Source organism: Kitasatospora gansuensis, assembly GCF_014203705.1.
In the GTDB taxonomy this organism is placed as follows: domain Bacteria; phylum Actinomycetota; class Actinomycetes; order Streptomycetales; family Streptomycetaceae; genus Kitasatospora; species Kitasatospora gansuensis.
Genome location: NZ_JACHJR010000001.1, coordinates 2,099,063 through 2,124,498, shown reverse-complemented (window position 1 = coordinate 2,124,498; position 25,436 = coordinate 2,099,063). Strand labels below are relative to the sequence as shown.

The window sequence follows — 25,436 nt, the reverse complement described above, 5'->3', positions numbered from 1 at the left end:
TGGGGTCAGCCGGCGGCGCGGCGGCGGCCCTTGATGCGGCGGGGCCAGGGGAAGAGGCGGGGTGGGCGGCCGGCGGCCAGGTCCTCGATCCAGCCGAAGGTCAGGACGAACAGGGCGATCAGTGGCAGGGCCACGATCAGCTGCGGGTAGCGGGTGTTCAGCAGCCAGGCCAGGTGCCCGGACGCCCAGTCGCTGCGCCAGGCCAGATCGACGATCGGCACCGACAGCTCCAGCGCCATGGTGTGCCAGAGGTAGACGCTCACCGCCCGGGCGTTGAGCAGGCTGATCAGCCCGTTCCAGCGCTGCAGCGGGCCGGGCCAGTTCTGCCAGGACGGGCTCAGGTGGAGCAGCAGCAGGACGAAGCCGAACGACCAGACCGCCTGCGCGATCGGCACGCTCTCCAGGTCGCCGACCTCGGTCGGGTCGAGCACCGGACGGCTGGTCAGCCACCAGAAGCCGGCCACCATCACAAGCGGGGCGATCGAGGGCAGGACGTACTGCGGCAGCTTGCGCAGCAGCCCTTCCTGGTGGGCCATGCCGAGGACCCAGCAGGAGCCGAAGGTGGTGAAGTCGGAGAAGGTCTCCCAGATCCGGCCGTCCTCCGGCAGCAGGCCGGAGCAGAGCGCCATGGCCAGCGGGGTGAGGATGGTGACCACCGGGAAGCGCCGCAGCGCCTTGAGCATCAGCGGCGAGAGCAGCACGTACCAGAGGTAGGCCCGCAGGTACCAGAGCGGCACCCCGACCTGGGTGGCCCAGCCGTGCTCCAGGAGGCCGCCGAAGCCGGGCAGCTCGCCCTCGGAGAACGGCGGGGTGCTCAGCGGCAGCACCCAGAACGCCAGCTTGCCCCACCACCAGCCGGGGTGGCCCTCGGCGTTCGGACCCCAGCCGTCGAGCACACTCAGGCCGATCGTGACCACGCCGAACAGCCAGAGCGGTGGCAGCAGTCGGCGCAGTCGGCCGCGGATCACGGTGAGCGCGGGTCGGCTGAGCGAACGGGCCATCAGCGAGCCGGCCAGCGCGAACATCACGCCCATCGAGGGGAAGACCAGCGGCAGCCAGGCCCAGTTGAAGTTGTGGTAGATCACCACGCGCAGCAGCGCCAGGGCGCGCAGCAGGTCCAGGTAGCGGTCCCGGCCGCCGGAGCGGGGCTTCGGGGCGGGCGGCTGCTCGGCCGGGGGCTGCTCCTCGTACTGCTCCGGCAGTCGGGGCTGCGGGATGCGCAGCTCGACGGTTTCGGTGTGCTGCGGGAACGAGGACAACTCGGGAGGCATGGCGGTCCGGCCCTTCACGGCTGGTGCAGGCGTCGGGACAACCACGAGCAGGGCCCTGCTCGGCCGACCGTAGTCGACCTCGGCGACCTGATTCGGTGTCAATGTCCGTTCTGTTCTGGTCTGCTCCAAGCTTGTAATCGGATTGAAATTACGTACACCTTCAGCCGCCCGCCCGGAGTGCCTGGTGGAAATGGGATGTTAGGGGCGGAGCGGACATTGGTCTTGACCAGTGCCCGGTCGGCTCGACAGAGTGCGCCCTGACCCATACCTGTCTTGCCGCACCCACAGCGGAGATCCTGCACATGCGCATATCCGTACCCGCCGCCGCGCTCGCCCTCGGCAGCTCCCTCGCCCTCGGTGCGCTGGTCGCCCCGACGGCCCTCGCGGTCCCCGCCGCCACCTGCCCCACGCTGGGGGTGGCCGACCTCTACGGCGAGTTCATCGAGGGGGACGACACCCACACCCCCGACGCCGAGGGGGCCGTGGCGGTCGGCGGCAACGCCGTCTTCTCCCCGTTCACGGTGGGCAGTGAGCTGACGGCCGAACAGATCGCGAAGCTCCCCGGCGGGAACGCCCTGGTGGTCGGCGGCAACCTGACCGGTCCGGTCCGGGTGATCAAGGGCAACGGCATCTACGGCGGCACCCTCACCGGCATCGCCGAGGCGCACGCCGGCAAGATCGTCCACGGCCCCTCGCCGATCGACTTCGCGGCCGAGTTCGCCAAGCTGCGCGCGGTCTCCGCCGAGCTGGCCAAGGCCGGCGGCGGCGAGGTCAAGCCCGACGGCGCCAAGCTGACCCTGACCGGTACCGACACCAAGCTGAACAGCTTCGTGGTCTCCGCCGAGCTGCTGCAGAAGGCCGGGGACGTCTACCTCAAGGTCCCGAGCGGTGCGGTCACGGTGGTCACCGTGACCGGCGACGCGTACGACCAGACCAAGGGCAGGACCACCGGGTTCCACCTCTGGGACGCGAAGACCAACGCGTACGTGCACGACGACAAGAACAGCAGCGCCGAGGGCGGCCGGATCCGCGAGAAGCTGCTGTGGAACCTCCCGACCGCCACCAAGGTGGTCAAGGAGAGCGGCAACGCCTGGCCGGGCAGCGTGCTCGCCCCGAACGCGGCCTTCGACCTGGGCAGCGGCGGCCCGGTGAACGGCTCGGTGATCGCCAAGTCGCTGACCGGAAAGGGCGGCGCGGAGACCCACCACTACCCGTTCACCGGCTGCCTGCCGGCCACCACCGTGGTGGAGAGCACCCCGCCGAGCGTCCCGACCACGCCGAGCCCCAACGGCACGCCGTCCGGCACCCCGTCCACCAGCGGCAGGCCGAGCCCGAGCGGTACGCCGACCCCGAGCGGCAGCGGCAGCCCGTCCGCCCCGGCGCCCGGCACGCCCGTCCCGAGCCCGTCGGCCCCCGGTGGCGGCCTGGCCTTCACCGGCGCGAGCGGCCTGCTGCCGCTGACCGTCGGCGGTGTGCTGGTGCTCGGCGCCGGTGTCGGCATCGCGGTGGCCGTCCGCCGTCGCGGCGCCCGCCGGGCCTGACGCTTCGGCAGTACGGTACGCACACCCGCCGATCGGTCCTGATCGGCGGGTGTGCGTTTTTCGTCAAGTCCGGCAGGTCGTCCGGCGGCCGCGGGTAGAGTCCGCCCCCGAAGGTCCGTACGAGGGTCAAGACCCTTGTCGGACAAGGCCGTTCGGGAGGGAAGAACAAGATGGCACGGCTGCGCGGAATACCCGGCACGCTGGTCGCGGGCGCGGTGGGGCTGGGTGCGCTCACCCCGCTGCTGCTGGCCGGCAGCGCGGCGGCGCACACCTCGGAGTGGACGCTGAGCTGCGACAAGGTCAGCCTCAAGGTGGCCAGCTACAACCCGCAGTTCACCAACCGGATCACCCTCACGGTGGATGGCGAGAAGCTGCTGGACAAGAAGGAGTTCGGCGCCTCGTTCAGCCAGGACTTCCCGGTGAAGGCGCACACCAAGGACCTGGCGGTGGAGCTCATCATCACCACCGACGAGCAGCCGAAGGAGCCGGTCACCAAGACCGGCACGGTCACGCCCTGCCCGCCGTCGCCGTCCCCGACGCCGCCCCCGAAGGTGGTCACCCCCACCCCGACGCCCCCGGTGAGCAAGGCGCCTTCGCCCAAGCCCACCGGACCGCAGCTGGCCGAGACCGGCGGCGGCAGCAACGCCGGGGTGATCGCGGCGGCCGGGGCCGGCGTGGTCGTCATCGGCGGCGCGCTGGTGCTGCTCACCCGCCGCCGCTCGCGCTAGCCAGCGGTCACTCCCAGCGGAAGAACCGGGCGGCCAGCCCGAGACCGACCGCTGCCCAGGCGCCGAGGATGCCCAGGTCCGCCCAGGGCATCCCGGCGCCGTCCTGCAGGACGGTCCGCAGGCCGTCCGAGAGCGCGCTGATCGGCAGCAGCTCCAGCACCGGCTGGACCGCCGCCGGGAACTTCGACAGCGGGACGACCACGCCGCCCGCCAGCAGCAGCAGGACGAAGACCAGGTTGGCGGCGGCCAGCGTGGCCTCCGCCCGCAGGGTGCCCGCCATCAGCAGGCCGAGGCCGGAGAACGCGGCCGTGCCCAGCACCAGCAGCGCCACCACCGCGAGCGGGCTGCCCTGCGGCGACCAGCCCAGGCCGAGCGCGATCACCGAGAGCAGCGCCACCTGGAGCGCCTCGGTGACCAGCACGCAGCCGGTCTTCGCGGCCAGCAGCGCCCAGCGCGGCAGCGGCGAGGCGCCCAGCCGCTTCAGCACGCCGTACCGCCGCTCGAAACCGGTGGCGATCGCCTGCCCGGTGAACGCGGTGGACATCACCGCCAGCGCCAGCAGCCCGGGCGCCAGGAAGTCGACCCGCTTGCCGGGCCCCGTCACGTCGACCACGTCCACGGCGCTGAACAGCACCAGCAGCACGGTCGGGATCACCACGGTGAGCAGCAGCTGCTCACCGTTGCGCAGCAGCATCTTCGTCTCGAACGCGGTCTGCGCCAGCAGCATCCGGCCGACCGGCGCCGCGCCCGGCCTCGGCTCGTAGGTGGTGGTCATCGCAGTTCCCGTCCGGTCAATTCGAGGAAGACGTCTTCGAGGCTGCGCCGACGCACCGTCAGACGCTCGGGCAGCACGCCCGACTCGGCGCACCAGGCGGTCACGGTGGCGAGCAGGGCCGGGTCGAGCGGAGCCTCCACCCGGTACGAGCCGGGGCTCGGCTCGGTGGCCGAGGCCCCGTCCGGCAGCACCTTGTGCAGTGAGCCGAGGTCGAGTCCGGGCGGGCCGTCGAAGTGCAGGCTGCTCTCCGAGCCGCCCCGGCAGAGCTCCTCGACGCTGCCCTCGGCGATCACCTTGCCGCCGTCCACGATCGCCACCCGGTCGGCCAGCTGCTCGGCCTCGTCCAGGTGATGGGTGGTCAGCACCACGGTCACGCCGTCCCGGCGCAGGTCGCGGACCAGCTCCCAGGTGGCCCGGCGGGCCTGCGGGTCGAGCCCGGCGGTGGGCTCGTCCAGGAAGACCAGCTCGGGGCGGCCGACCACGGCCATCGCCAGGGCCAGCCGCTGCTGCTGGCCGCCGGAGAGCCGCCGGTAGGCGGTCCGGCCGCAGGAGCCGAGGCCGAGCCGCTCGACCAGGGCGTCCACGTCGAGCGGGTGGGCGTGCAGCTTCGCGGTGTGCCGGAGCATCTCGACCGCGCGGGCGCCGGGGTAGACGCCGCCGGACTGGAGCATCACGCCGACCCGGGGCCGGAGCGCCCGGGCGTCGGCGACCGGGTCGAGGCCGAGCACCCGGACCGTCCCGGCGTCCGGGCGGCGGAAGCCCTCGCAGGTCTCGATCGTGGTGGTCTTCCCGGCGCCGTTCGGACCGAGCACGGCGGTCACGGTGCCACGCGCGATGGTCAGGTCGAGCCCGTCCACCGCCGTCTTCGGCCCGTACCGCTTCACCAGGCCGGTCACCTCGACCGCAGGTTCGCTATGCATGCCCCGGAGTCTATTTGCCGACCCCTACCACCCCTGCCGTGGGCCGGGTTGATCGTTTACGCAGGTCAGGCGGCAGGTCAGGTAAGGCTTGCCTGCGTGATTGACGCCACCGATGCGTCGTGGATCACGGGTTGTCCCTGTGGAATGAATTACGCAACAATCGTGTTGTGAAAAACATGCGCGAGTATGCCCAGCTGCCGGAGGCCGAGTCGGCCCCCGGTTCTGTGCTGCCCGCGCCCGAGGGGGACGGCCACCGCGCCACCCGGGACAGGGTCGCCCGGTCGATCCTCGACCACGGTCCCTCCTCGGCCGCCGACCTGGCCACCAGGCTCGGCCTGACCTCCGCCGCCGTCCGGCGGCACCTGGACGGTCTGGCCGCCGCCGGTCTGGTCGACGCCCGCGAGCAGCGGGTCTACGGCAGCCGGGGCCGGGGCCGTCCGGCCAAGGTCTTCGCGCTCACCGAGTCCGGCCGGGACGCCTTCTACCAGGCGTACGACCAGCTCGCGGCCGACGCGCTGCGCTGGATCTCCGAGGCGGTCGGCGGCGGCAAGGCGGGCGAGGAGGCGGTCACCGCCTTCGCCCGGGCCCGGTTCGGCCGCCAGGGCGAGCGCTACCGCGACGCCCTGGAGCAGGCCACGACGGAGTCCCGGACGGAGGCACTCGCGCAGGCGCTGAGTGCCGACGGGTACGCTGCAACGGTGCGGCGAGTGCCCTCGGGAGCCTCTTCGGTGGCCCCGGCCGGCGCCCAGCTCTGCCAGCACCACTGCCCGGTCGCGCACATCGCCGAGCAGTTCCCACAGCTCTGCGAGGCGGAGACCGAGGTCTTCTCCCAGCTCCTGGGCACCCATGTGCAAAGGCTGGCCACCATCGCCCACGGCGACGGGGTCTGCACCACCTATGTGCCGGCACCCGGTGCCGCATCGTCAGCGGGCGTCCGTCCGCTGCCCGGTGCAGTGCCGACTGCCGGTACGTCTACTCCATCCGAACCTGCGTCCGCGCGGAGGAACCTCGCATGACTGACACCGTTTCGCACCCCGAGCTCGATGGTCTCGGCACCTACGAGTACGGCTGGTCCGACCCGGACGCCGCCGGTGCCACCGCCAAGCGCGGGCTGAGCGAGGAGGTCGTCCGCGACATCTCGGCGAAGAAGTCCGAGTCGGAGTGGATGCTCAACCTGCGCCTCAAGGGCCTGAAGCTGTTCGGCAAGAAGCCCATGCCGACCTGGGGCTCCGACCTCACCGGCATCGACTTCGACAACATCAAGTACTTCGTCCGCTCCACCGAGAAGCAGGCCGAGTCCTGGGAGGACCTGCCCGCCGACATCAAGGCGACGTACGACCGCCTCGGCATCCCGGAGGCGGAGAAGCAGCGCCTGGTCGCCGGTGTCGCCGCGCAGTACGAGTCCGAGGTCGTGTACCACCAGATCCGCGAGGACCTGGAGGAGCAGGGCGTGATCTTCCTGGACACGGACACCGCGCTCAAGGAGCACCCGGAGATCTTCAAGGAGTACTTCGGCACCGTGATCCCGGTCGGCGACAACAAGTTCGCCGCGCTGAACACGGCGGTCTGGTCCGGCGGCTCGTTCATCTACGTGCCGAAGGGCGTGCACGTCGACATCCCGCTGCAGGCCTACTTCCGGATCAACACCGAGAACATGGGCCAGTTCGAGCGGACGCTGATCATCGTCGACGAGGACGCCTACGTCCACTACGTCGAGGGCTGCACCGCCCCGATCTACTCCTCGGACTCGCTGCACAGCGCCGTGGTCGAGATCATCGTCAAGAAGGGCGGCCGCTGCCGCTACACGACGATCCAGAACTGGTCGAACAACGTCTACAACCTGGTCACCAAGCGCGCCGTGGCGTACGAGGGCGCGACCATGGAGTGGGTCGACGGCAACATCGGCTCCAAGGTCACCATGAAGTACCCGGCCGTCTACCTGATGGGCGAGCACGCCAAGGGCGAGACCCTGTCGATCGCCTTCGCGGGCGAGGGCCAGCACCAGGACGCCGGCGCCAAGATGGTGCACATGGCGCCGAACACCTCCTCCAACATCGTCTCCAAGTCGGTGGCGCGTGGCGGTGGCCGGACCTCCTACCGCGGTCTGATCGAGATCGGCGAGGGCTCCAAGGGCGCCAAGTCCAACGTGCTCTGCGACGCGCTGCTGGTCGACACGATCTCGCGCTCCGACACGTACCCCTACGTGGACGTCCGCGAGGACGACGTGTCGATGGGCCACGAGGCCACCGTCTCCAAGGTCAGCGAGGACCAGCTCTTCTACCTGATGAGCCGTGGCATGACCGAGTTCGAGGCGATGGCGATGATCGTCCGTGGCTTCGTCGAGCCGATCGCGCGTGAGCTGCCGATGGAGTACGCGCTCGAGCTCAACCGGCTGATCGAGCTGCAGATGGAGGGCTCCGTCGGCTGACGCCAGCCGCTCGTAGTCCAGTCCGTTTTCCAGAAAGAGAGCACTACGACAGCTATGGCTGACGTTCAGAACACCACCGGCTCCACGACCGCCGGTTCGATCGAGGTCGGCACCGCCGGCGCAGGCGCGCAGCTGGCCGGTCCCGGCACCGGCCGGGCCACCGTGCAGCAGCCGATCGACGCCCGCGTCGCGGTCAAGCCCTCGTACGACGTGACCGACTTCCCGGTGCCGCACGGCCGCGAGGAGGACTGGCGGTTCACGCCGATGCACCGCCTCCGCGGGCTGCACGACGGCACCGCCGCCGAGGGCGCGTCGGGCACCGACAAGGTCGAGCTCGGGCTGCCCGAGGGCGTCACCGCCGAGACCGTGGGGCGCGACGACGCCCGGCTCGGCAAGGCCGGCAAGCCGGTCGACCGGGTCGCCGCGCAGGCATTCAGCGCCTTCACCCAGGCCCTGGTCGTCACGGTGGCCCAGGACGCCGTGCTCACCGAGCCGGTGAAGATCGACGTGCACGGTGAGGGCGGCGTCGCCTTCGCCCACGTGCTGATCGAGGTCAAGCCGTTCGCCGAGGCGGTCGTGGTGCTCAACCACACCGGCACCGGCGTGCGCGCCGCCAACGTCGAGCTGGTGCTCGGCGACGGCGCCAAGCTCACCTTCGTCTCGGTCCAGGACTGGGACCGGGACGCGGTGCACGTCGCCCAGCAGACCGCGCTGATCGGCCGGGACGCCTCGCTCAAGTCCGTCGTGGTCACCTTCGGCGGCGACCTGGTCCGGCTGCACCCGCGGGTCAACTACGCGGGCCCCGGCGGCGAGGCCGAGCTGTACGGCCTGTACTTCGCGGACGCCGGTCAGCACCTCGAGCACCGCCTGGTGATCGACCACGACACCCCGCACTGCCGGTCGAACGTGGTCTACAAGGGCGCCCTGCAGGGCAAGGACGCGCACGCGGTCTGGGTCGGCGACGTGCTGATCCGCGCCGCCGCCGAGGGCACCGACACCTACGAGCACAACCGCAACCTGGTGCTCACCGACGGTGCCCGGGTCGACTCGATCCCGAACCTGGAGATCGAGACCGGCGAGATCGTCGGCGCCGGCCACGCCTCCGCGACCGGCCGCTTCGACGACGAGCAGCTCTTCTACCTGCAGTCCCGCGGCATCCCGGCCGACGACGCCCGGCGCCTGGTGGTGCGCGGCTTCTTCGCCGAGCTGGTCCAGCAGATCGGCGTCGCCGAGATCCAGGACCACCTCATGGAGAAGATCGAGGCCGAGCTGGAAGCGACGGTCTGACCCGATGAGTTTTCTCCGTGCCTGCTCGCTGGCCGACTTGGCGGAGGACACCCCCAAGCGCGTCGAGCTGAACGGTGTCCCGGTCTCGATCGTCCGCACCGAGGGCGAGGTGTTCGCGATCAACGACATCTGCTCGCACGCGAACGTGTCGCTCTCCGAGGGCGAGGTCGAGGACTGCGCGATCGAGTGCTGGCTGCACGGCTCCAGCTTCGACCTGCGCACCGGCAAGCCCTCCGGCCTGCCCGCGACCAAGCCGGTCCCCGTCTACCCCGTAAAGATCGAAGGGGACGATGTGCTCGTCTCCGTCTACCAGGAGTCCTGAGTACATATGGCAACGCTTGAAATCCGTGACCTGCACGTCTCCGTCGAGACCGAGAACGGCCCCCGCGAGATCCTCAAGGGCGTCGACCTGACGGTCAAGCAGGGCGAGACCCACGCCATCATGGGCCCGAACGGCTCCGGCAAGTCCACCCTGGCGTACACGCTGGCCGGGCACCCCAAGTACACCGTCACCGGCGGCAGCGTGCTGCTGGACGGCGAGAACGTGCTGGAGATGACCGTCGACGAGCGTGCCCGGGCCGGCGTCTTCCTGGCCATGCAGTACCCGGTCGAGGTCCCCGGCGTCTCGGTCTCCAACTTCCTGCGCACCGCCGCCACCGCCGTCCGCGGCGAGGCCCCCAAGCTGCGGCTGTGGGTCAAGGAGGTCAAGGAGGCGATGGCCGCCCTGCAGATGGACCCGGCCTTCGCCGAGCGCAACGTGAACGAGGGCTTCTCCGGCGGCGAGAAGAAGCGCCACGAGATCCTCCAGCTCGAGCTGCTCAAGCCGAAGATCGCGATCCTCGACGAGACCGACTCCGGCCTCGACGTCGACGCGCTCCGTCAGGTCTCCGAGGGCATCAACCGGGTCGCCTCCTCCGGCGAGGTGGGCACCCTGCTGGTGACCCACTACACCCGCATCCTGAAGTACATCAAGCCCGACTTCGTGCACGTCTTCTCGGCCGGCCGGATCGTCGAGTCCGGTGGCGCCGAGCTCGCCGACAAGCTGGAGAACGAGGGCTACGCGTCCTATGTGAAGGGTGGCGCTTCCGAGTGACAACCCATGACTCGGCGCTGGCCGAGGCGCAGGAGTTCGGCGACGCGATCCGCAAGGACTTCCCGATCCTGCAGCGCGTGCTGCACGACGAGAAGCCCCTGATCTACCTGGACAACGCGGCGACCTCGCAGAAGCCCCAGCAGGTGCTCGACGCGCTGAACGGCTACTACGAGCGGCACAACGCCAACGTGCACCGCGGTGTGCACGTGCTGGCCGAAGAGGCCACGGCGCTGTACGAGGGTGCCCGGGACAAGGTCGCGGCCTTCATCAACGCGCCGAGCCGGGACGAGGTGATCTTCACCAAGAACGCTTCGGAGTCGCTCAACCTCGTTGCCAACATGCTGGGTTGGGCCGACGAGCCGTACCGCGTCGACGCCGACGCGGAGGTGGTCATCACCGAGATGGAGCACCACTCCAACATCGTGCCGTGGCAGCTGCTCTCGCAGCGCACCGGCGCGAAGCTGAAGTGGTTCGGCCTGACCGACGAGGGCCGGCTCGACCTGTCGAACATCAACGAGCTGATCAACGAGAAGACGAAGATCGTCTCCTTCACGCTGGTCTCCAACCTGATGGGCACGGTCAACCCGGTCGAGGCGATCGTCCGGCGCGCCCAGGACGTCGGCGCGCTGGTGCTGATCGACGCCTCGCAGGCCGCCCCGCACATGGTGCTGGACGTGCAGGAGCTGGGCGCCGACTTCGTCGCCTTCACCGGCCACAAGATGCTGGGCCCGACGGGCATCGGCGTGCTGTGGGGCCGGCAGGAGCTGCTGGAGGACCTCCCGCCGTTCCTCGGTGGCGGCGAGATGATCGAGACCGTCACCATGGGCGCCTCGACCTACGCCCCTGCACCGCACAAGTTCGAGGCGGGCACCCCGCCGATCGCCCAGGCGGTCGGGCTCGGTGCGGCCATCGACTACCTGTCGGCCATCGGCATGGAGCGGATCGCCCAGCACGAGCACACCATCACCGAGTACGCGGTGCGGCGTCTGCTCGAGGTCCCCGACCTGCGGATCATCGGCCCGCGCACGGCTGTCGACCGCGGCGCGGCGATCTCCTTCACGCTCGGCGACATCCACCCGCACGACGTCGGCCAGGTGCTCGACGAGCAGGGCATCGCGGTCCGGGTCGGCCACCACTGCGCGCGGCCGGTCTGCCTGCGGTACGGAATTCCGGCGACCACGCGGGCGTCGTTCTACCTGTACTCGACGCCGGCCGATGTCGACGCACTGATCGACGGCCTGCACCACGTCCGGAACTTCTTCGGCTGAGGGGTGAGCGCGGAATGAAGCTCGACTCGATGTACCAGGAGATCATCCTGGAGCACTACAAGAACCCCCACGGCAAGGGGCTGCGGGACGGCGACGCCGAGGTGCACCACGTCAACCCGACCTGCGGCGACGAGATCACCCTGCGGGTGCGGCTCGACGGCGCAGTGGTGGCGGACGTCTCCTACGAGTCCCAGGGCTGCTCGATCAGCCAGGCCAGCGCCTCGGTGCTGAACGACCTGGTGGTCGGCAAGTCCGTGGGCGAGGCACAGGCGATCCAGGAGGCCTTCCTGGAGCTCATGCAGAGCAAGGGCCAGGGCGTCGGCGACGAAGAGGTGCTGGAGGACGCGGTCGCGTTCGCCGGTGTCTCCAAGTTCCCGGCCCGGGTCAAGTGCGCGCTGCTGAGCTGGATGGCCTGGAAGGACGCCACCGCCAAGGCGCTCGCCGAACACCCCGCCGTCTGACGACCTTTAAGGAAGCACTCATGAGCGACACCGAGACCGGTACGCCGGCCGAGGCGGCGGCGCCCTCGACCGAGGGTCCGACCGTGATCGTCGGCACCACGGCCGGCACCGTCTCCGTCGAGGACCTGACCGAGGCCCTGATGGACGTCGTCGACCCCGAGCTGGGCATCGACGTCGTCAACCTGGGCCTGATCTACGGCATCCACATCGACGAGTCCGACGTGGCCACCATCGACATGACCCTCACCTCGGCGGCCTGCCCGCTCACCGACGTGATCGAGGACCAGGCCAAGACCGCCACCGACGGTCTGGTCCAGGACCTCCGGATCAACTGGGTCTGGATGCCGCCGTGGGGCCCGGACAAGATCACCGACGACGGCCGCGACCAGCTTCGCGCGCTCGGCTTCAACGTCTGATCAGCCGTCACACAGCCGAAAGGGCCCGGTTCTCCGCGCGGAGAACCGGGCCCTTTCGCGTGCCCGCTACCGCTTCCGGAGGACCGCTCCGGCCAGGCCGAGGCAGGCCAGGGCGGCGACGCAGACGAAGCCGCTGACGGCCGGGAGCAGGCCGTACCGCTGGGTCAGGGCGCCGACGGCGACGATCGGGAGGGAGGAGCCGAGGTAGACGATGACCCAGAGGGTGGAGAGCTCGCTGCCGCGGCGTTCGGGGTTCATCGCGGCGACGGCGGTGGTGAAGAGGGAGCGGAAGGCCACGCCCTGGCAGGCGCCGCCGAGCACGCTGCCGAGGAAGAGCAGGGCCGGGGTGCCGGTGTAGAGGGCGGTGACCACCAGGGCCAGGCCGGCGGCCAGACCCGCCATGCCGAGGGCGATCACCAAGCGGTCGGCGGTGGGCGGCACCAGCAGCTGGGCGGTGGCCGAGGAGCCGAGCAGCAGGGCGGCGACCACCGCGCCGGTCAGCGAGGAGGTGGTGTCCAGCAGCTTGGCGGAGAAGGCCGGGGCCAGGCTGAGGTAGACCCCGAAGACCGCGTACGAGACGAAGCCCGCGGCGGAGGCGAGCAGGAACTCGCGGCGGCCGGTGCGCGGCAGCCGCAGGCGCTGCGGGCGCAGGTGGGCGGGGGTGGTGATGCGCGGCGGGGCGGCGGGCGGCCGTTGGCGTCCGGGCATCCGGGGGTGGACCAGGGCGAGCGGGACGCACAGGGCCAGTAGCGCGATGGCGTGCAGCAGGAAGGGCGTCAGCAGCGGGTGTTCGCCGGAGGAGAGGAGAGAGCCGACGATCGGGCCGAGCGCCACGCCGCCGGCCGAGCAGGCCAGGGTGAGTTTGGCGGCCAGCGTCGGGTGGTCGGGCAGCAGGTCGCCGAGTGCGGCACCGGCGGCGCCGGTGGCGAAGCCGACCGCGATGCCCTGGACGGCCCGGCCGAGGGCCAGCTGCCAGAAGCTGCCCGCGGTGGCGAACAGGACGTCGCCGCCGGCCGCCAGGGCCACGGCGGGCAGGATCATCGCGCGCCGCCCGAGGTGGTCGGACCAGTGGCCGACCGCGGCCAGCACCGGGACCAGGGCGAAGACGTAGACGGTGAAGAGGACGGTGGTGTCGAGCGCGGTCAGGCCGAGCTGACGCTGGAGCACCGGGTAGATCGGGGTCGCCAGATTGGCGCCGACCAGCAGGAACAGCAGGGCGGCGGCCACCAGGCCGACGCGTATGCCGCGCAGCGCGTTCCAGCGGCTGATCGCGGCGAGCTGGAGCTGCGTGCGTGGTGCGAGCTCCAGGGGGAGCAGGGCCTCCGAGAGCCGGCGTCCTTCGAACTGTGCGGTGGACAGTCCGGCGCCGGCGGGGGAGAGGTCCGCCATGGCAGGGGTCTCCTGTGTGGCCGGGCACCACCGTGGGCCGGACCGGGCCTGGGGTGGTGGCCGGACGGAGAGCCCTGGTGGGGCGAGATGTACGGGGCGGGCTTCGTTGCCCGATGGCCGGTACCAGGGTTGTGCACCGTTCCTGATGCAGGATACGTGGTCACTGACCTGCGCAGGTGCGCTCCAGGGTGTCGGCTCCGACACGTCGGCAGGTGCCGGACGGACTCCGTCAGCTCGCGACGCCGATGCGGGCCGTTCCGGCGTGCGGCTCCGGCGGGCCGGGGCCGGTACGGATACGCTGAGCTGATGGACCGCCACCCAGACGGTCCTTCGGGCAGTGACCACCGCCACCACGGGAGACCTCGCAACGATGTCCGAACGCAGCAGCAGCACCCCTGACAACCCGTCGGCCGGCTCCGGTGCGGACCGCGCTGCTGACGAGCGCCTGCTGCCCGCCGACTACGACCTGGCCGACCTGTACGGGGCGTTCGCCGCGCACGGGCAGGACGAGGACCAGGACGACGCGGCGGTGCTGGTGCCCCCGATCCAGCTGCCCTCCGAGCGGGAGCTGGCCGACGCCGCGCTCGCGGTGCCGCTGATCGCCGCCGCGCTCAAGCTGGCCCGCTGGGCCGCGCCGCACCGGCCGGTGGACGAGTTCGGTGACCTGCTCGGCGAGGACCGGGCGCCGGCCGCCGAGCTGCTCGGTCTCGGGAAGGGCGAGGAGGCCGAGGTCGAGGCGATGCGGTCCTGGTCGCTGGCCTGCGACCTGGACCTGGTGGAGATCGGCACCACCGAGGCGGGCGAGCACGTGGCGATCCCGGGCCCGGACCTGGAGCCGGCCGAGGCGGGTGACGAGGAGACCGTCCTGGAGCTCTGGCTGACCGCCGCCGGGATCGTCCGGGAGCTGGCCGCCGAGGCGGACTCGCTGGACCTGGCGGACGAGGAGGCCGAGGCCGAGGAGGACGACGAGGAGCGGCTCGCGGCGGTGGAGGAGTCCCGCAAGGCGGCGGCCGAGCTGCTGGACGAGGCGCTCCAGGTGCTCTACGAGACCACCGCCTTCGCCGAGCCGGGCGAGGAGACCGTGCCGCTGGGTGTGCTGGCCGCGCTGCTGGTGGTGCCGGAGGGCGAGGAGCCGGACGAGGAACTGCTCGGCGACATCACCGATCTGATGATCACTCTGGACCCGATGCTCGGCGATCTGGCGGAGCTCGGTCTGCTGGAGCACCAGCCGATCGACCCCGAGCTGTTCGAGGAGGAGGACTCCCCGGTCGGCGAGGGCGAGCTGAGCGACGAGGAGTCGGCCCGGTTCGGGCTGGTCCGGCTGACCCCGCTGGGCCAGTACGGCGTCCGGCAGTGGCTGCTGGAGGAGGGCTACGACGCCCCGCTGGTGGGCGAGTTGGCCCAGGGCGACGCCGAGGCCCTGCTGCGCGGGGTCTCCGAGACCGCGAACGTGCTGCCCGAGCGCGAGGTGCTGGTCTGGCTGGCCGGACGCGACCCGGAGACCGCCGCCCGCGAGCTGCTGGCGGCCTCCCGGGGCACCGACCCGTACAGCCCGGTCCGGCGGCTGCTCAGCATGCAGGCGCTGGAGGCGATCGGCGGGGCGGCCCGCCCGGCCGTGGCCGAGGTGCTGGACGACCCGGAGCTGGGCGGGGCGGCCCGGGCCTGGCTGCGCGGGCAGGGCGAGGAGGTGACGGCGCCGGAGCGCGGCATGGTGCTGTGGACGCTGGTGGACGGCTTCGCGGCCCAGCTGCTGACCAGCGAGGGCGAGGCCGAGGTGCTGCACCGGCTGATCGCCGAGCTGCCGGTGACCGACAACCCGGCCAGCTTCTTCGGTGAGCTGTGGCGGGTCAGGCACCCGTACACGGGGGACGTGCTGGAGGCGATCGGCGAGCTGCACCTGAACCGGACGGTCGCCAAGGAAGCGCGGAAGGCCGCGTTCAAGGCGCGCTCGCAGCAGAGCGGCTGACGCGAGGTCAGCTGAGCAGGCGTCGGAGCCCCCGGTGGCCGCCGCGCATCATGGCCGCGTGGTTGGCCAGGAAGAGCGGGCGGGCGACCGGGGCGAGCCGGCGCATCAGGGCCTTCGCCGGGCGGACTTCCTCCTCGAAGACCGCCCGGCTGCCGGCACCCGCCGGATGGACCGTCCAGCGGGACCAGCCGACCAGGTCGCCGGTCAGGTCGGCGGCCAGGGTCAGGCCCGCCTCGTCCTGCTCCCGCTCGGTGGCGGTCAGCCGGAGCCCGTACGGCAGCACCGAGCGGATCTCCAGCTCGCCGCTGTGGTCGGTCAGCCGGCGCACCGAGCGCACCTGCGGCCACCACTGCGGGTAGCTCTCGACGTCCCGGAGCAGGCGGTAGACCCGGACCGGCTCGGCGGGGAGCGGCCAGACCGAGGTCAGCCGGTAGTGGTTGGCGTCCACGATTGCCTACGGCAGGTCGAGTTGGCCGGTCTCGGTGAACGGAAAGAACGGGTTGTGGGCCAGCTCCCAGAGGTGGCCGTCGAGGTCCTCGAAGTAGCCCGAGTAGCCGCCCCAGTCGGTGGCGGCCGGGGGCTTGACCACGGTGGCGCCGGCCTCGACCGCGACCGCCAGGGCGGCGTCCACCTGCTCGGGGGATTCGAGGTTCACCGCGAGGGTGACGCCGCGGAAGGAGGGCTCGCCGATCGCCGGGACGCCCGCGTCGGCGGCCAGCTCCTCGGTGGGGAAGAGGCCGAGCGCCGAGTCCGCGGTGCGGAACCAGACGATGTTGTCGTTGGAGGCGGCGGAGCGCGACCAGCCGAGTGCCTGGTAGAAGGCGGTGCTGGCGGCCAGGTCGGTCACCCCGAGGGTGACGATGCTGATCCTGGCGGGGAAGGCCGGAGTGGCTGCGGTCATACCTCCCAGAGTAGGCAAGGCTACTGACAATCCGGGCCGGACGGGGCCGGGACGACGGGCTGCCAACCGTACGAGCGAAGCTGATGGCCCAGCAGGTCCGGGCCCCGTATCGTGGGGCGGACGCGGCGCGGGGTGCCGGGCCAGGCCCGGTGCGGTCGGTCGTGAACGACGGTCAGGCGAGCACGCGGGGGTGCGGCAGAGGATGACGAGGCAGAACGCGACCAGGCCCCAGGAGCCCGAGGACTACTACGCCGACCACGAGGAGCACAGCCGTCGGGTGCTCGCGGACGCGGACTTCCCGGTCTACGGGGTCGACCGTTCGGAGCGCGGTACGGGACTGCACCGGGCCGACCCGGCGCGCGGCGGCGGGAGTGCGCCCCTGCCGGTCCCCGATCCGCCGGAGGACAGCGACGCGCTCGCCGAGTACGAGGTGCGGAACGGCCGGCTGGGCTGGGTCGAGGTCCGCTCGGGCGACTGGAGTTCCGCCGAGGGCCCCTATGTGACGGTCCGTACCTACCGCCCCGGCGCCGAGCAGCAGCCGTTGCCGGAACTGGAGGACGTGGTCGAGGACGAACGCGATCGGGTCTACGAGCAGTTGGAGATCGACGAGGGCGACGGCCCCGGCGCGGTCCGGGCCTTGCGGGAGTGGATCACGGTCGAGGGCGAGCCCCGGGCGGTGCAGATCCACGAGGACCGCCGCCCCGAGGGCGAGACCCCGGCCCCGGTCTGGGCGGGCCGGCTGCGGGTGGACGGCGTGACCGTCCAGGTGACCGGGCGCGGTGTCCCGCCGGGCGGGGTCGAGCTGCGCCGGATCGAGGACTTCGAGAAGTACGTGCTCGGCCGCACCGACCTGATGCGCAAGCTGGCCCGCCAGCAGGCCCAGCGGGCCATCCTGGAGGAGCGCGAACTCCCGCCGGTGGCCGGTCTCGAGGCGCACCGGGCGGTGGTCGAGCACGCGGTGCACGAGGCGGTGGCGCTGGCCGCGCAGGCCCGGGCCCGGCGGGTGCCGAGGCTGCCCCGGCGGCTGCGCGGCGAGGCCGGCGCGGTGCGCTGGGAGGCGGCCGTCCGGCAGCAGATGCGGCTGGCTTCGGAGACCAGGGACGAGGCGGGCGAGGCGGTCACCGCGATGGTCAACCACCTGACCAGGCTGGCCCAGAACACCGACTGGGCGATCGGCACGCCGGAGGGCCAGGCCGCCGTCGAGGAGGTCATCCGGTTCACCGCGTTCGCCAGCGAGGTGCCCAGTCTCCCGGCCCAACGGGCTTGGGAGCGCCTCTGGTTGGGCGGCGCACCGCGGAACTCCCGGCAGCGCGCCGGTGACCGAGGAGGCCTGGTTGACCGCCTGGGAGCAGTGGCGGGTGGAGCGGGTCGAGCGCTGACGGACGGTCAGGCGTGAGTGCTGACGGACCGTATCCGATCTGACGGTGCTCCGTCCGCTTGTTCGGATACGGTCCGCAAATCACCACCCGGTAGCGGTGTCGGGTTCACCTTGGGTTCACCGCGGGCGCGGAGTCTGCAGGTCGGCGGCGGCCCACCCCGCCGTCACCGAGTGCGCCGTCGGCCGGGACCGTCCGGACAGCGGCCCCACCTCCCAGGAGTTACACATGTCGCTGTCCCGCCGGGACTTCGTCAACCGTTCCACCGCCATCGGGGCCGGCGTCCTGATCGCCGGCAGCGCCGAGGTGCTGGCCACCGCCCCCGGTGCCATCGCCGCGCCGTCCGGCGGCGAGGCCCCCGCCGCCGAGTCCGCCGAGGCCGCCCGCTGCGCCACCGGTTACGGCGAGCTGCTCCCGGACCCGGACGGCATCCTCGCGCTGCCCCGCGGCTTCAAGTACCAGGTCATCACCTACACCGGGAAGACCAAGCTGGTCACCGGTGAGAGCACCCCCAGCAACCACGACGGCACCGCGGCCTTCCAGGGACCGCGCGGCGGCACCCTGCTGGTGAACAACCACGAGCTGCGTGGCGCGCGCGCCGACTGGCCGCACCCCGTTCCGCTGCTGGAGGGTCACGTCTACGACCCGGGCGCGGCCGGCGGCTGCACCGTGGTCGAGGTCCGCAAGAACGGCAAGGAGGTCAGGGAGTGGGTCGGCATCGCCGGCACCGCGACCAACTGCGCCGGTGGCGCGACTCCTTGGGGCACCTGGCTGAGCGGCGAGGAGACCGAGGACAAGGCCGGCAAGTACGGCTTCACCAAGGACCACGGCTACATCTTCGAGGTCGACCCGTACGACCAGGAGGCCAACCGCGACCCGAAGCCGGTCAAGGCCTTCGGCCGCTACCCGCACGAGGCCGTGGTGATCGACCCGCGGCGCGGTCACGCCTACCTCACCGAGGACGCCGCCGGCCCGAACGGCCTGCTCTACCGCTGGACCCCGCCGGCCGGCTTCAAGCACGGCAAGGGCAAGCTGCGCACCCTGGCCGACGACGCGGGCAAGCTGGAGGCCTTCAAGGTCTTCGACTCGCACGGCACCTTCGTCGACGACCTCTCCCGGGCCGTCAAGATCGGCACCACGTACGGCGTCGACTGGGTCAACGTCCCGGACCGCGACGCCAAGACGGTCTCCGTCCGCAAGCAGTTCAAGGACGGCGAGGTCACCCGCTCCCGCAAGCTGGAGGGCATGTGGTGGGGTGACGGCGGCTTCTACTTCGTCGCCAGCTTCGCCCGCACCGAGAGCCCGGTGCAGCACGACGGCCAGGTCTGGTTCTACGACCCGAACCGACGCACCATCACCCTCAAGGTGCTGCTCGGCGTCAACACCGACGTGGCCGGCGACCACGGCAACTTCGACGGCCCGGACAACATCACCGTCTCGCCGTACGGCGGCCTGGTGATCGCCGAGGACGGCGAGGGCGTGCAGCACCTCTTCGGCACCACCGAGGACGGCCGCACCTACCCGATCGCCCGCAACGACCTGAACATCGGCACCGCCGAGAAGCCCGAGTTCAGCGAGTTCACCGGCGTGACCTTCTCCGAGGACGGCCACACGCTGTTCGCCAACATCCAGGAGCCGGGCATCATGGTGGCCATCACCGGCCCGTGGTGGCGCCTGCGCCACCGCAGCGGCCACGGCTACAACGACTGACCGAGCGTCACCCCGGCTGCCCGTCGGCCCCTCCGGGTCGGCGGGCAGCCGTCGTTGCTAGGGCCCTTCGGCGGGGAGTCTGAGCTGAAGCATCGCCAGCAGCCGCTGCTGCGGCTGGGCCAGGTCGATGCCGGTCAGCTGCTCGGCCCGGCGCACCCGGTAGCGCAAGGTGTTGGGGTGGATGTGCAGGGCGTCGGCCGCCACCCGGACCTCGCCGAGCGCGTCCAGCCAGGCGAGCACCGACTCTGCCAGCCGGGTGCCGTGCCGCAGGTCGTACTCGCTCAGCGCGGTGAGCCGGGGGTCGCGCAGGCCGCCGCGCTCCTGGAGCAGTGCCAGCACCTCGCTCACCAGCACCTCGGCCTGCACGTCGATCAGCGCGGCGACCTCGGTGGCCACCCCGCCGCGTCCCATCGCGTCCAGGATCCGGTCGGCCTGCGCCCGGGATTCCGGCACCGCCGCCAGCCCGTCCACGGTCGAGCCGATCGCTGCCCGCAGCCGCACCCCGAGGTGCTCGCGGGCCGCCACCACCACCTCCTGTGCCCAGTCCCGGACGGTGGCCATCGGCAGCCCGGCGGGGAGTTCGGGCAGCAGCACGTACACCCGGGACTCGATCGGGGCGAGCAGGGCGGAGCGGTGCCGGGCGGCGGTGTGCACCGAGATCAGGCCGGTCACCTCGGCCCGGGTGAGCTCCAGGTCGGACCCCTCGGAGGGTGAACTCGCCGCGTACGCCAGCACGGTGGCCGGGCGGCGGAGCTCCAGGCCGAGGTGGGTGGCCAGCGACTGCGGACCGGTGGAGCCCTCAAGCAGGCCGGTCAGCAGGGTCTGGGTGAGCCGGACGTCGGCCGACAACTCCCGGCGTCTGCGCACCAGTTGGGCAGCCGCCACCCGGGCCGCACCGACCAGCGCCTGGTCCGCCAGCGGGGCCAGCGGCCGGGCGCCCTCCTGGACCCAGATGGTGCCCAGCGGCTGTGCCCCGGCCCGGATGCCGATCGCCAGCCGGCGCCGGATGCCGAGCTCGGGGTGCGGGTCGATCTTGATCACCGCGTCGGAGCTGCGCAGGTGCTGGAAGATGCCCCACTCGCGGAGCTTGGACAGGTACGGCTCGGGCCCCTGCCAGCCCAGGATGGAGAGCCGCCGGAGGTCGTCCACCTCGTCGCTGTCCGAGGAGCGCGAGTACGCCAGCACCCGGCTGGAGGTGTCCTCGATGCTGACGATCCCGCCGGTCAACGCGGCCACCGTCTGGGCCAGCGAGAACAGGTCGCCGGTGTTGTGCTCGGCGGTCTCCGGGGCGTCCGGTCCGGCGATGATCGCCCGGGCCAGCGAGTCCAGGTGCTCCCAGCGGGTCTCGCGGCGCACGCTCAGCAGCGCCACGCCCGCCTCGGTGGCCGCCTCGCGCAGCGCGTCGGCCTGCCCGGGGGCGTCCAGCTTCACCGCCACGGCGGCGGCCTTCGCCCGCCCGGCCGCCCGCAGTGCGGGCAGTGCGGCCCGGCCGCGCGCGCCGATCGCCAGCACCAGCTCCCCGGGCCGCGCGGTGGCCGGGTCCTCCGGGTCGAGGATCGCCACGTCCCGCACCGGCACGTCCAGACCGGCCGGCGCCGCCTGCAGCTCGACCAGCGGCTCGCCCAGCGCCATCAGCAGCTGACGCAGCGGCAGCCCGGGGGCGGTCACCGGTCTGCCCTCGCGGATTCGCTGCTCTCGTTCGGCACGGAACCGACTTTAGTCGCGTTCCGGACAGCTCTTCATCCGGTCCGACAACTCCGAACGGATGACTTTGGCCGCCCGGCCAATCTGCTGCCCGGGGCGGCCGGGCTAGCGTTCCTTCATGGCCGGTGTGCGACCCTCACCGGCCTCCCGTGACGAGAAGGAGTGCGCGCGCCATGGATGCTGTGACCCAGGTCCCCGCGCCGGTGAACGAGCCGGTCCACAGCTACGCCCCCGGGAGCCCCGAACGGGCCCGGCTGGAGGCGAAGCTGAAGGAGCTGGGCGGCCAGGAGCCGGTCCAGCTGACCATGACGATCAACGGGGAGCGCCGCATGGGCGGCGGCTCCGAGTTCCACGTCGTCCAGCCGCACAACCACGCGGCTCGGCTCGGCACGCTGCGCAACGCCACCCAGGACGACGCGCGCGAGGCCATCGACACTGCCCTGGCCGCCGCCCCGGCCTGGCAGGCGCTCTCCTTCGACTCCCGCGCCGCGATCTTCCTGAAGGCCGCCGACCTGCTGGCCGGCCCCTGGCGCGAGACGCTGGCCGCCGCCACCATGCTCGGCCAGTCCAAGACCGCGCAGCAGGCGGAGATCGACACCCCCTGCGAGCTGGTCGACTTCCTGCGCTTCAACGTGCACTTCGCCCGGCAGATCATCGCCGAGCAGCCGATCTCCTCCGAGGGCGTCTGGAACCGCAGCGACCACCGTGCGCTGGAGGGCTTCGTCTACGCGATCACGCCCTTCAACTTCACCGCCATCGCGCTGAACCTGCCCACCGCCCCGGCCCTGATGGGCAACGTGGTGCTGTGGAAGCCCTCCCCGACCCAGCAGTTCTCCGCGCACCTGCTGATGCAGCTGCTGGAGGCCGCCGGTCTGCCCAAGGGCGTCATCAACATGGTCACCGGTGACGGCAAGGACGTCTCCGAGGTCGCGCTCAAGCGCCCCGAGCTGGCGGGCATCCACTTCACCGGCTCCACCGCGACCTTCCAGCACCTGTGGCGCGAGGTCGGCGCGAACATCGCCAACTACCGCAGCTACCCGCGGATCGTCGGCGAGACCGGCGGCAAGGACTTCCTGGTCGCCCACCCGTCCGCCGACAAGGCCGTGCTGAAGACCGCGATGACCCGCGGCGCCTTCGAGTTCCAGGGCCAGAAGTGCTCGGCGCTCTCCCGCGCCTACGTCCCGGCCTCGCTCTGGGCCGAGATCAAGGACGACTTCCGGGACGAGGTGGACGGCCTGACCATGGGTGACGTCACCGACCTGTCGAACTTCATGAGCGCCGTCATCGACGACCGCTCGTTCGCCAAGAACAAGGCCGCGATCGACCGCGCCCAGGCCGACCCGGCCGTCGAGGTGCTGGCCGGCGGCACGTACGACGACTCGGTCGGCTACTTCGTCCGGCCGACCGTGCTGGTCTGTTCGGACCCGGCCTCGGAGTACTTCAAGGACGAGTACTTCGGCCCGATCCTCTCGGTCCTCGTCTACCAGGACGACGAGTACGACACCATGCTGGCCCAGATGGAGTCGGTCTCCAGCTACGCGCTGACCGGCGCGATCATCGCCCAGGACCGCGAGGCCGTCCAGCACGCGATGCTGAAGCTCCGCAACGCGGCGGGCAACTTCTACATCAACGACAAGCCGACCGGCGCCGTGGTCGGCCAGCAGCCCTTCGGCGGTGCCCGGGCCTCCGGCACCAACGACAAGGCCGGCGCCAAGCAGAACCTGATGCGCTGGACCTCCACCCGCTCCATCAAGGAGACGTTCGTCCCGCCGACGGACTACCGCTACCCGCACATGGGCTGACCGAGCCCGTTGTGCCCAGGGGCGGCGGCAACACCCTCGCCGCCGCCCCGCCCCCTCTCTCCCCTGCTGAAACATCGCCAGGAGTACCGATGCTCCGTTCCGCCCTCCTCGCCGCCTCCCGCTCCCCGCAGGTGCGTACGGTCGTCGAGAAGTTCCCGCCCACCCACGCGATAGTCGAGCGCTTCGTCGCCGGTGAGCAGCTCGACCAGGCGGTCTCCGCGACCGACGAACTGATCGCCACCGGCCGCAAGGTGACGCTCGATCACCTGGGCGAGGACACCAAGGACGCCGAGCAGGCGGCCGGCACCGCCGAGGCGTACGAGCACCTGCTCGCCGCGCTCAAGGACACCGGCCTGGCCACCGACGCCGAGGTCTCGGTCAAGCTCTCGGCGGTCGGTCAGTTCCTGCCGGTGGACGGCGAGAAGATCGCGCTGGAGAACGCCCGGCGGATCTGCGCCGCGGCCGCCGACGCGGGCACCACGGTCACCCTGGACATGGAGGACCACACCACCACCGACTCCACCCTGTCGATCGCCCGCGAGCTGCGCGCCGACTTCCCGTGGCTCGGCGTGGTGCTCCAGGCGTACCTGCGCCGCACCGAGGCGGACTGCCGCGACCTGGCCGGTGCCGGGTCCCGGGTGCGGATCTGCAAGGGCGCCTACAAGGAGCCCGAGTCGGTCGCCTTCCAGGGCAAGCGCGACGTCGACCTGGCGTACGTCCGGGCCCTCAAGGTCCTGATGAACGGCGAGGGTTACCCGATGGTGGCCTCGCACGACCCGAACATGATCAAGATCGCCGGCCAGCTGGCCGAGTGGCAGGGCCGGGGCCGGGACAGCTTCGAGTACCAGATGCTGTTCGGCATCCGCCCCGAGGAGCAGCTGCGCCTCGCCGAGGCCGGCAACACCATGCGGGTCTACCTCCCGTACGGCCAGGAGTGGTACGGCTACTTCATGCGCCGGCTGGCCGAGCGCCCGGCCAACCTGACCTTCTTCCTGCGCGCGATGGCCACCCGCGGCTGACGGTGCGACAGCGAAGGGGCCGGAGGCGGCGATCGCCTCCGGCCCCTTCGGCGTTCCGTCAGAGCATCGCGCCGGCCGGCTTGACCATGGCGCGGGCGGTCTTGGCGCTGACGTACTCGCCGATGGCGGTCATCACCCATTCGCCGGAGTACTGGCGGACCAGCTTGCACATCACCACGCCGGTCTGCGGCTCGGAGGAGGTGAGGTCGAAGCGGACCAGCTCCTGGCCCGAACCGGCGTCCAGCAGGCGGCAGTAGGCGTTCTTGACGGCGGTGAACTTCTGGCCGGAGAAGGAGTTGACCACGAAGACCAGGCCGCAGACCTCGGGCGGCAGGCCCTCCAGGTGGACGGTGATCGACTCGTCGTCGCCCGCGCCCTCGCCGGTGAGGTTGTCGCCGGAGTGGGCGATCGCGCCGTTGAAGATCGAGAGCTTCATGAACCAGGCGGTCTCGATCTTGTTCCGCTGGGCGTCGAAGGCGATGCAGGAGGCGTCCAGGTCGACGCTGCGGCCGCCCGCGGCCGGCTCCCAGCCCAGGCCCATCCGGACCGCGGCGAGGAAGGGCTTGCCGTTCTTCTCCAGCGAGACCGAGCCGCCCTTGGTCAGGCTGATCCGGCCCTTGTCCAGGGTGACCTTGGTGAGCGAGGCCGGGACGGCGGGCGGGGTGACCGGCTTCGGGGGCGTGCCGGCGGCGGCCGGGGCGGCGGGCGCGGCAGCGGCCGGGGCGGCGGTCGGCATCGGCGGCGGCGCGGGGGAGTCGTCCACCGAGACGCCGAAGTCGGTGGCGATCCCGGCCAGCCCGTTGGCGTACCCCTGGCCGACCGCGCGGACCTTCCAGGCCCCGGCCCTGCGGTAGACCTCGACCACCACCAGGGCGGTCTCCCGGGTCAGCCGGGGCGGGGTGAAGGTGAGCAGCACGGCGCCGGTGTCGGCGTCCCGCAGGGTGGCGGTCGGCTCGGTGCCCGCGAAGGTGGCCCCCGCGTCGTCCAGACTGGCCGTCACCACGATCTTGTCGATCCCGGCCGGGACCGCGCCGGTGTCCACGGTGATCGCGTCAGGCGCCCCGCCGGAGGCCGGACGGTGCGTCACCCCGGGGCCGTTCGGCGCGTTGAAGAAGACGAAGTCGGCGTCCGAGCGGACCTTGCCGGACTCGGTGAGCAGCAGCCCCGAGACGTCCAGCGCCTTGGGCGCGGTCACCTCGACCGTCACCCGGGCCGCGGTCAACGGTGCGTTGCCGCCCTGAGTCAGGACCGTCGTCACTGTGCTCCTCCTGATACGCGCTCAACTGGCCGGTGTGCCTGCCCCCGAGCCTAGGGCCTGTCCGACAATTCGCGCCGGATCAGGCCGAGGGCCGTGCCGCTCTGAGCGGAATGGTCTTGAACG

23 protein-coding genes are annotated in these 25,436 nt (G+C 71.7%); 15 read left to right on the top strand and 8 right to left on the bottom strand.

Annotated elements, in window-relative coordinates; translation table 11 throughout:
• Window positions 1-5: 5 nt before the first annotated feature.
• Entirely contained in the window at window positions 6-1,271 is a 1,266-nt protein-coding gene (locus F4556_RS09365; RefSeq protein WP_184913330.1) for an acyltransferase family protein, read from the bottom strand.
• Window positions 1,272-1,573: 302 nt separating this feature from the next.
• On the opposite strand from F4556_RS09365, the gene F4556_RS09360 reads away from it, so the two are divergent.
• Window positions 1,574-2,812 carry a choice-of-anchor A family protein gene (locus F4556_RS09360; protein ID WP_184913328.1) on the top strand — a complete coding sequence of 413 codons (1,239 nt, stop codon included), beginning with the start codon at window positions 1,574-1,576 and terminating at the stop codon, window positions 2,810-2,812.
• Window positions 2,813-2,982: 170 nt separating this feature from the next.
• Window positions 2,983-3,540 (top strand): LAETG motif-containing sortase-dependent surface protein, encoded by a 558-nt coding sequence (locus F4556_RS09355; protein ID WP_184913326.1) that lies wholly within the window; start codon window positions 2,983-2,985, stop codon window positions 3,538-3,540.
• Window positions 3,541-3,547: 7 nt separating this feature from the next.
• Here the strand turns inward: F4556_RS09355 and F4556_RS09350 are convergent, their stop codons facing one another.
• On the bottom strand, window positions 3,548-4,315 hold the full coding sequence (locus tag F4556_RS09350; protein WP_184913324.1) for an ABC transporter permease: 768 nt from the start codon (window positions 4,313-4,315) through the stop codon (window positions 3,548-3,550).
• Window positions 4,312-5,235, bottom strand: coding sequence for an ABC transporter ATP-binding protein (locus tag F4556_RS09345; protein ID WP_184913322.1), 924 nt, complete (start codon window positions 5,233-5,235; stop codon window positions 4,312-4,314). Before F4556_RS09345 ends, F4556_RS09350 begins: the two co-directional genes overlap by 4 nt.
• A 176-nt stretch (window positions 5,236-5,411) precedes the next feature.
• On the opposite strand from F4556_RS09345, the gene F4556_RS09340 reads away from it, so the two are divergent.
• Genes F4556_RS09340 through F4556_RS09305 form a run of 8 tightly spaced genes read left to right on the top strand, consistent with a single transcriptional unit; the run spans window position 5,412 to window position 12,188 of the window.
• Window positions 5,412-6,251, top strand: a complete 840-nt coding sequence (locus F4556_RS09340; RefSeq protein ID WP_184913320.1) for a helix-turn-helix transcriptional regulator — start codon at window positions 5,412-5,414, stop codon at window positions 6,249-6,251.
• Window positions 6,248-7,663 (top strand): Fe-S cluster assembly protein SufB, encoded by a 1,416-nt coding sequence (sufB, locus tag F4556_RS09335; protein ID WP_184913319.1) that lies wholly within the window; start codon window positions 6,248-6,250, stop codon window positions 7,661-7,663. The genes F4556_RS09340 and sufB overlap by 4 nt, the downstream gene beginning before the upstream one ends.
• Window positions 7,664-7,717: 54 nt before the next feature.
• The gene (sufD, locus tag F4556_RS09330; protein WP_184913317.1) at window positions 7,718-8,950 is read left to right on the top strand and encodes a Fe-S cluster assembly protein SufD; all 1,233 of its coding nucleotides are present in this window, start codon (window positions 7,718-7,720) and stop codon (window positions 8,948-8,950) included.
• Window positions 8,951-8,954: 4 nt separating this feature from the next.
• Window positions 8,955-9,272, top strand: a complete 318-nt coding sequence (locus F4556_RS09325) for a bifunctional 3-phenylpropionate/cinnamic acid dioxygenase ferredoxin subunit (RefSeq protein WP_184913315.1) — start codon at window positions 8,955-8,957, stop codon at window positions 9,270-9,272.
• Window positions 9,273-9,278: 6 nt separating this feature from the next.
• Window positions 9,279-10,043 carry a Fe-S cluster assembly ATPase SufC gene (gene sufC, locus F4556_RS09320; protein WP_184913313.1) on the top strand — a complete coding sequence of 255 codons (765 nt, stop codon included), beginning with the start codon at window positions 9,279-9,281 and terminating at the stop codon, window positions 10,041-10,043.
• Window positions 10,040-11,311 carry a cysteine desulfurase gene (locus tag F4556_RS09315; RefSeq protein ID WP_313068222.1) on the top strand — a complete coding sequence of 424 codons (1,272 nt, stop codon included), beginning with the start codon at window positions 10,040-10,042 and terminating at the stop codon, window positions 11,309-11,311. Before sufC ends, F4556_RS09315 begins: the two co-directional genes overlap by 4 nt.
• A 14-nt stretch (window positions 11,312-11,325) precedes the next feature.
• Window positions 11,326-11,772 carry a Fe-S cluster assembly sulfur transfer protein SufU gene (gene sufU, locus F4556_RS09310; protein WP_184913311.1) on the top strand — a complete coding sequence of 149 codons (447 nt, stop codon included), beginning with the start codon at window positions 11,326-11,328 and terminating at the stop codon, window positions 11,770-11,772.
• Window positions 11,773-11,792: 20 nt separating this feature from the next.
• Window positions 11,793-12,188: a metal-sulfur cluster assembly factor gene (locus F4556_RS09305; RefSeq protein ID WP_255359311.1), complete on the top strand. Its 396-nt coding sequence runs from the start codon at window positions 11,793-11,795 to the stop codon at window positions 12,186-12,188.
• A gap of 66 nt (window positions 12,189-12,254) precedes the next feature.
• Here F4556_RS09305 and F4556_RS09300 read toward each other — a convergent pair whose 3' ends face one another.
• Complete coding sequence (locus F4556_RS09300; protein WP_184913309.1) at window positions 12,255-13,577, bottom strand: MFS transporter; 1,323 nt, start codon at window positions 13,575-13,577, stop codon at window positions 12,255-12,257.
• A 370-nt stretch (window positions 13,578-13,947) separates the two neighbouring features.
• On the opposite strand from F4556_RS09300, the gene F4556_RS09295 reads away from it, so the two are divergent.
• Window positions 13,948-15,543: a hypothetical protein gene (locus tag F4556_RS09295; protein ID WP_184913307.1), complete on the top strand. Its 1,596-nt coding sequence runs from the start codon at window positions 13,948-13,950 to the stop codon at window positions 15,541-15,543.
• A 7-nt stretch (window positions 15,544-15,550) separates the two neighbouring features.
• Here F4556_RS09295 and F4556_RS09290 read toward each other — a convergent pair whose 3' ends face one another.
• Window positions 15,551-15,991 carry an SRPBCC family protein gene (locus F4556_RS09290; RefSeq protein WP_184913305.1) on the bottom strand — a complete coding sequence of 147 codons (441 nt, stop codon included), beginning with the start codon at window positions 15,989-15,991 and terminating at the stop codon, window positions 15,551-15,553.
• A gap of 6 nt (window positions 15,992-15,997) precedes the next feature.
• Complete coding sequence (locus F4556_RS09285) at window positions 15,998-16,444, bottom strand: VOC family protein (protein WP_184913303.1); 447 nt, start codon at window positions 16,442-16,444, stop codon at window positions 15,998-16,000.
• 202 nt (window positions 16,445-16,646) lie between these two features.
• Between F4556_RS09285 and F4556_RS09280 the strand changes: the two genes are divergently transcribed.
• Together F4556_RS09280 and F4556_RS09275 are read left to right on the top strand one after the other, a co-directional pair.
• Window positions 16,647-17,840 carry a hypothetical protein gene (locus tag F4556_RS09280; RefSeq protein WP_184913301.1) on the top strand — a complete coding sequence of 398 codons (1,194 nt, stop codon included), beginning with the start codon at window positions 16,647-16,649 and terminating at the stop codon, window positions 17,838-17,840.
• Window positions 17,841-18,048: 208 nt separating this feature from the next.
• Window positions 18,049-19,530 (top strand): alkaline phosphatase PhoX, encoded by a 1,482-nt coding sequence (locus tag F4556_RS09275; RefSeq protein WP_184913300.1) that lies wholly within the window; start codon window positions 18,049-18,051, stop codon window positions 19,528-19,530.
• Window positions 19,531-19,587: 57 nt separating this feature from the next.
• Here the strand turns inward: F4556_RS09275 and F4556_RS09270 are convergent, their stop codons facing one another.
• On the bottom strand, window positions 19,588-21,198 hold the full coding sequence (locus F4556_RS09270) for a PucR family transcriptional regulator (protein WP_313068221.1): 1,611 nt from the start codon (window positions 21,196-21,198) through the stop codon (window positions 19,588-19,590).
• A 209-nt stretch (window positions 21,199-21,407) separates the two neighbouring features.
• Between F4556_RS09270 and pruA the strand changes: the two genes are divergently transcribed.
• Complete coding sequence (gene pruA, locus F4556_RS09265; RefSeq protein WP_184913298.1) at window positions 21,408-23,036, top strand: L-glutamate gamma-semialdehyde dehydrogenase; 1,629 nt, start codon at window positions 21,408-21,410, stop codon at window positions 23,034-23,036.
• Window positions 23,037-23,125: 89 nt separating this feature from the next.
• Complete coding sequence (locus F4556_RS09260) at window positions 23,126-24,055, top strand: proline dehydrogenase family protein (protein WP_184913296.1); 930 nt, start codon at window positions 23,126-23,128, stop codon at window positions 24,053-24,055.
• A 58-nt stretch (window positions 24,056-24,113) separates the two neighbouring features.
• Here F4556_RS09260 and F4556_RS09255 read toward each other — a convergent pair whose 3' ends face one another.
• Window positions 24,114-25,301: a TerD family protein gene (locus F4556_RS09255; RefSeq protein ID WP_184924437.1), complete on the bottom strand. Its 1,188-nt coding sequence runs from the start codon at window positions 25,299-25,301 to the stop codon at window positions 24,114-24,116.
• Window positions 25,302-25,436: the final 135 nt, after the last annotated feature.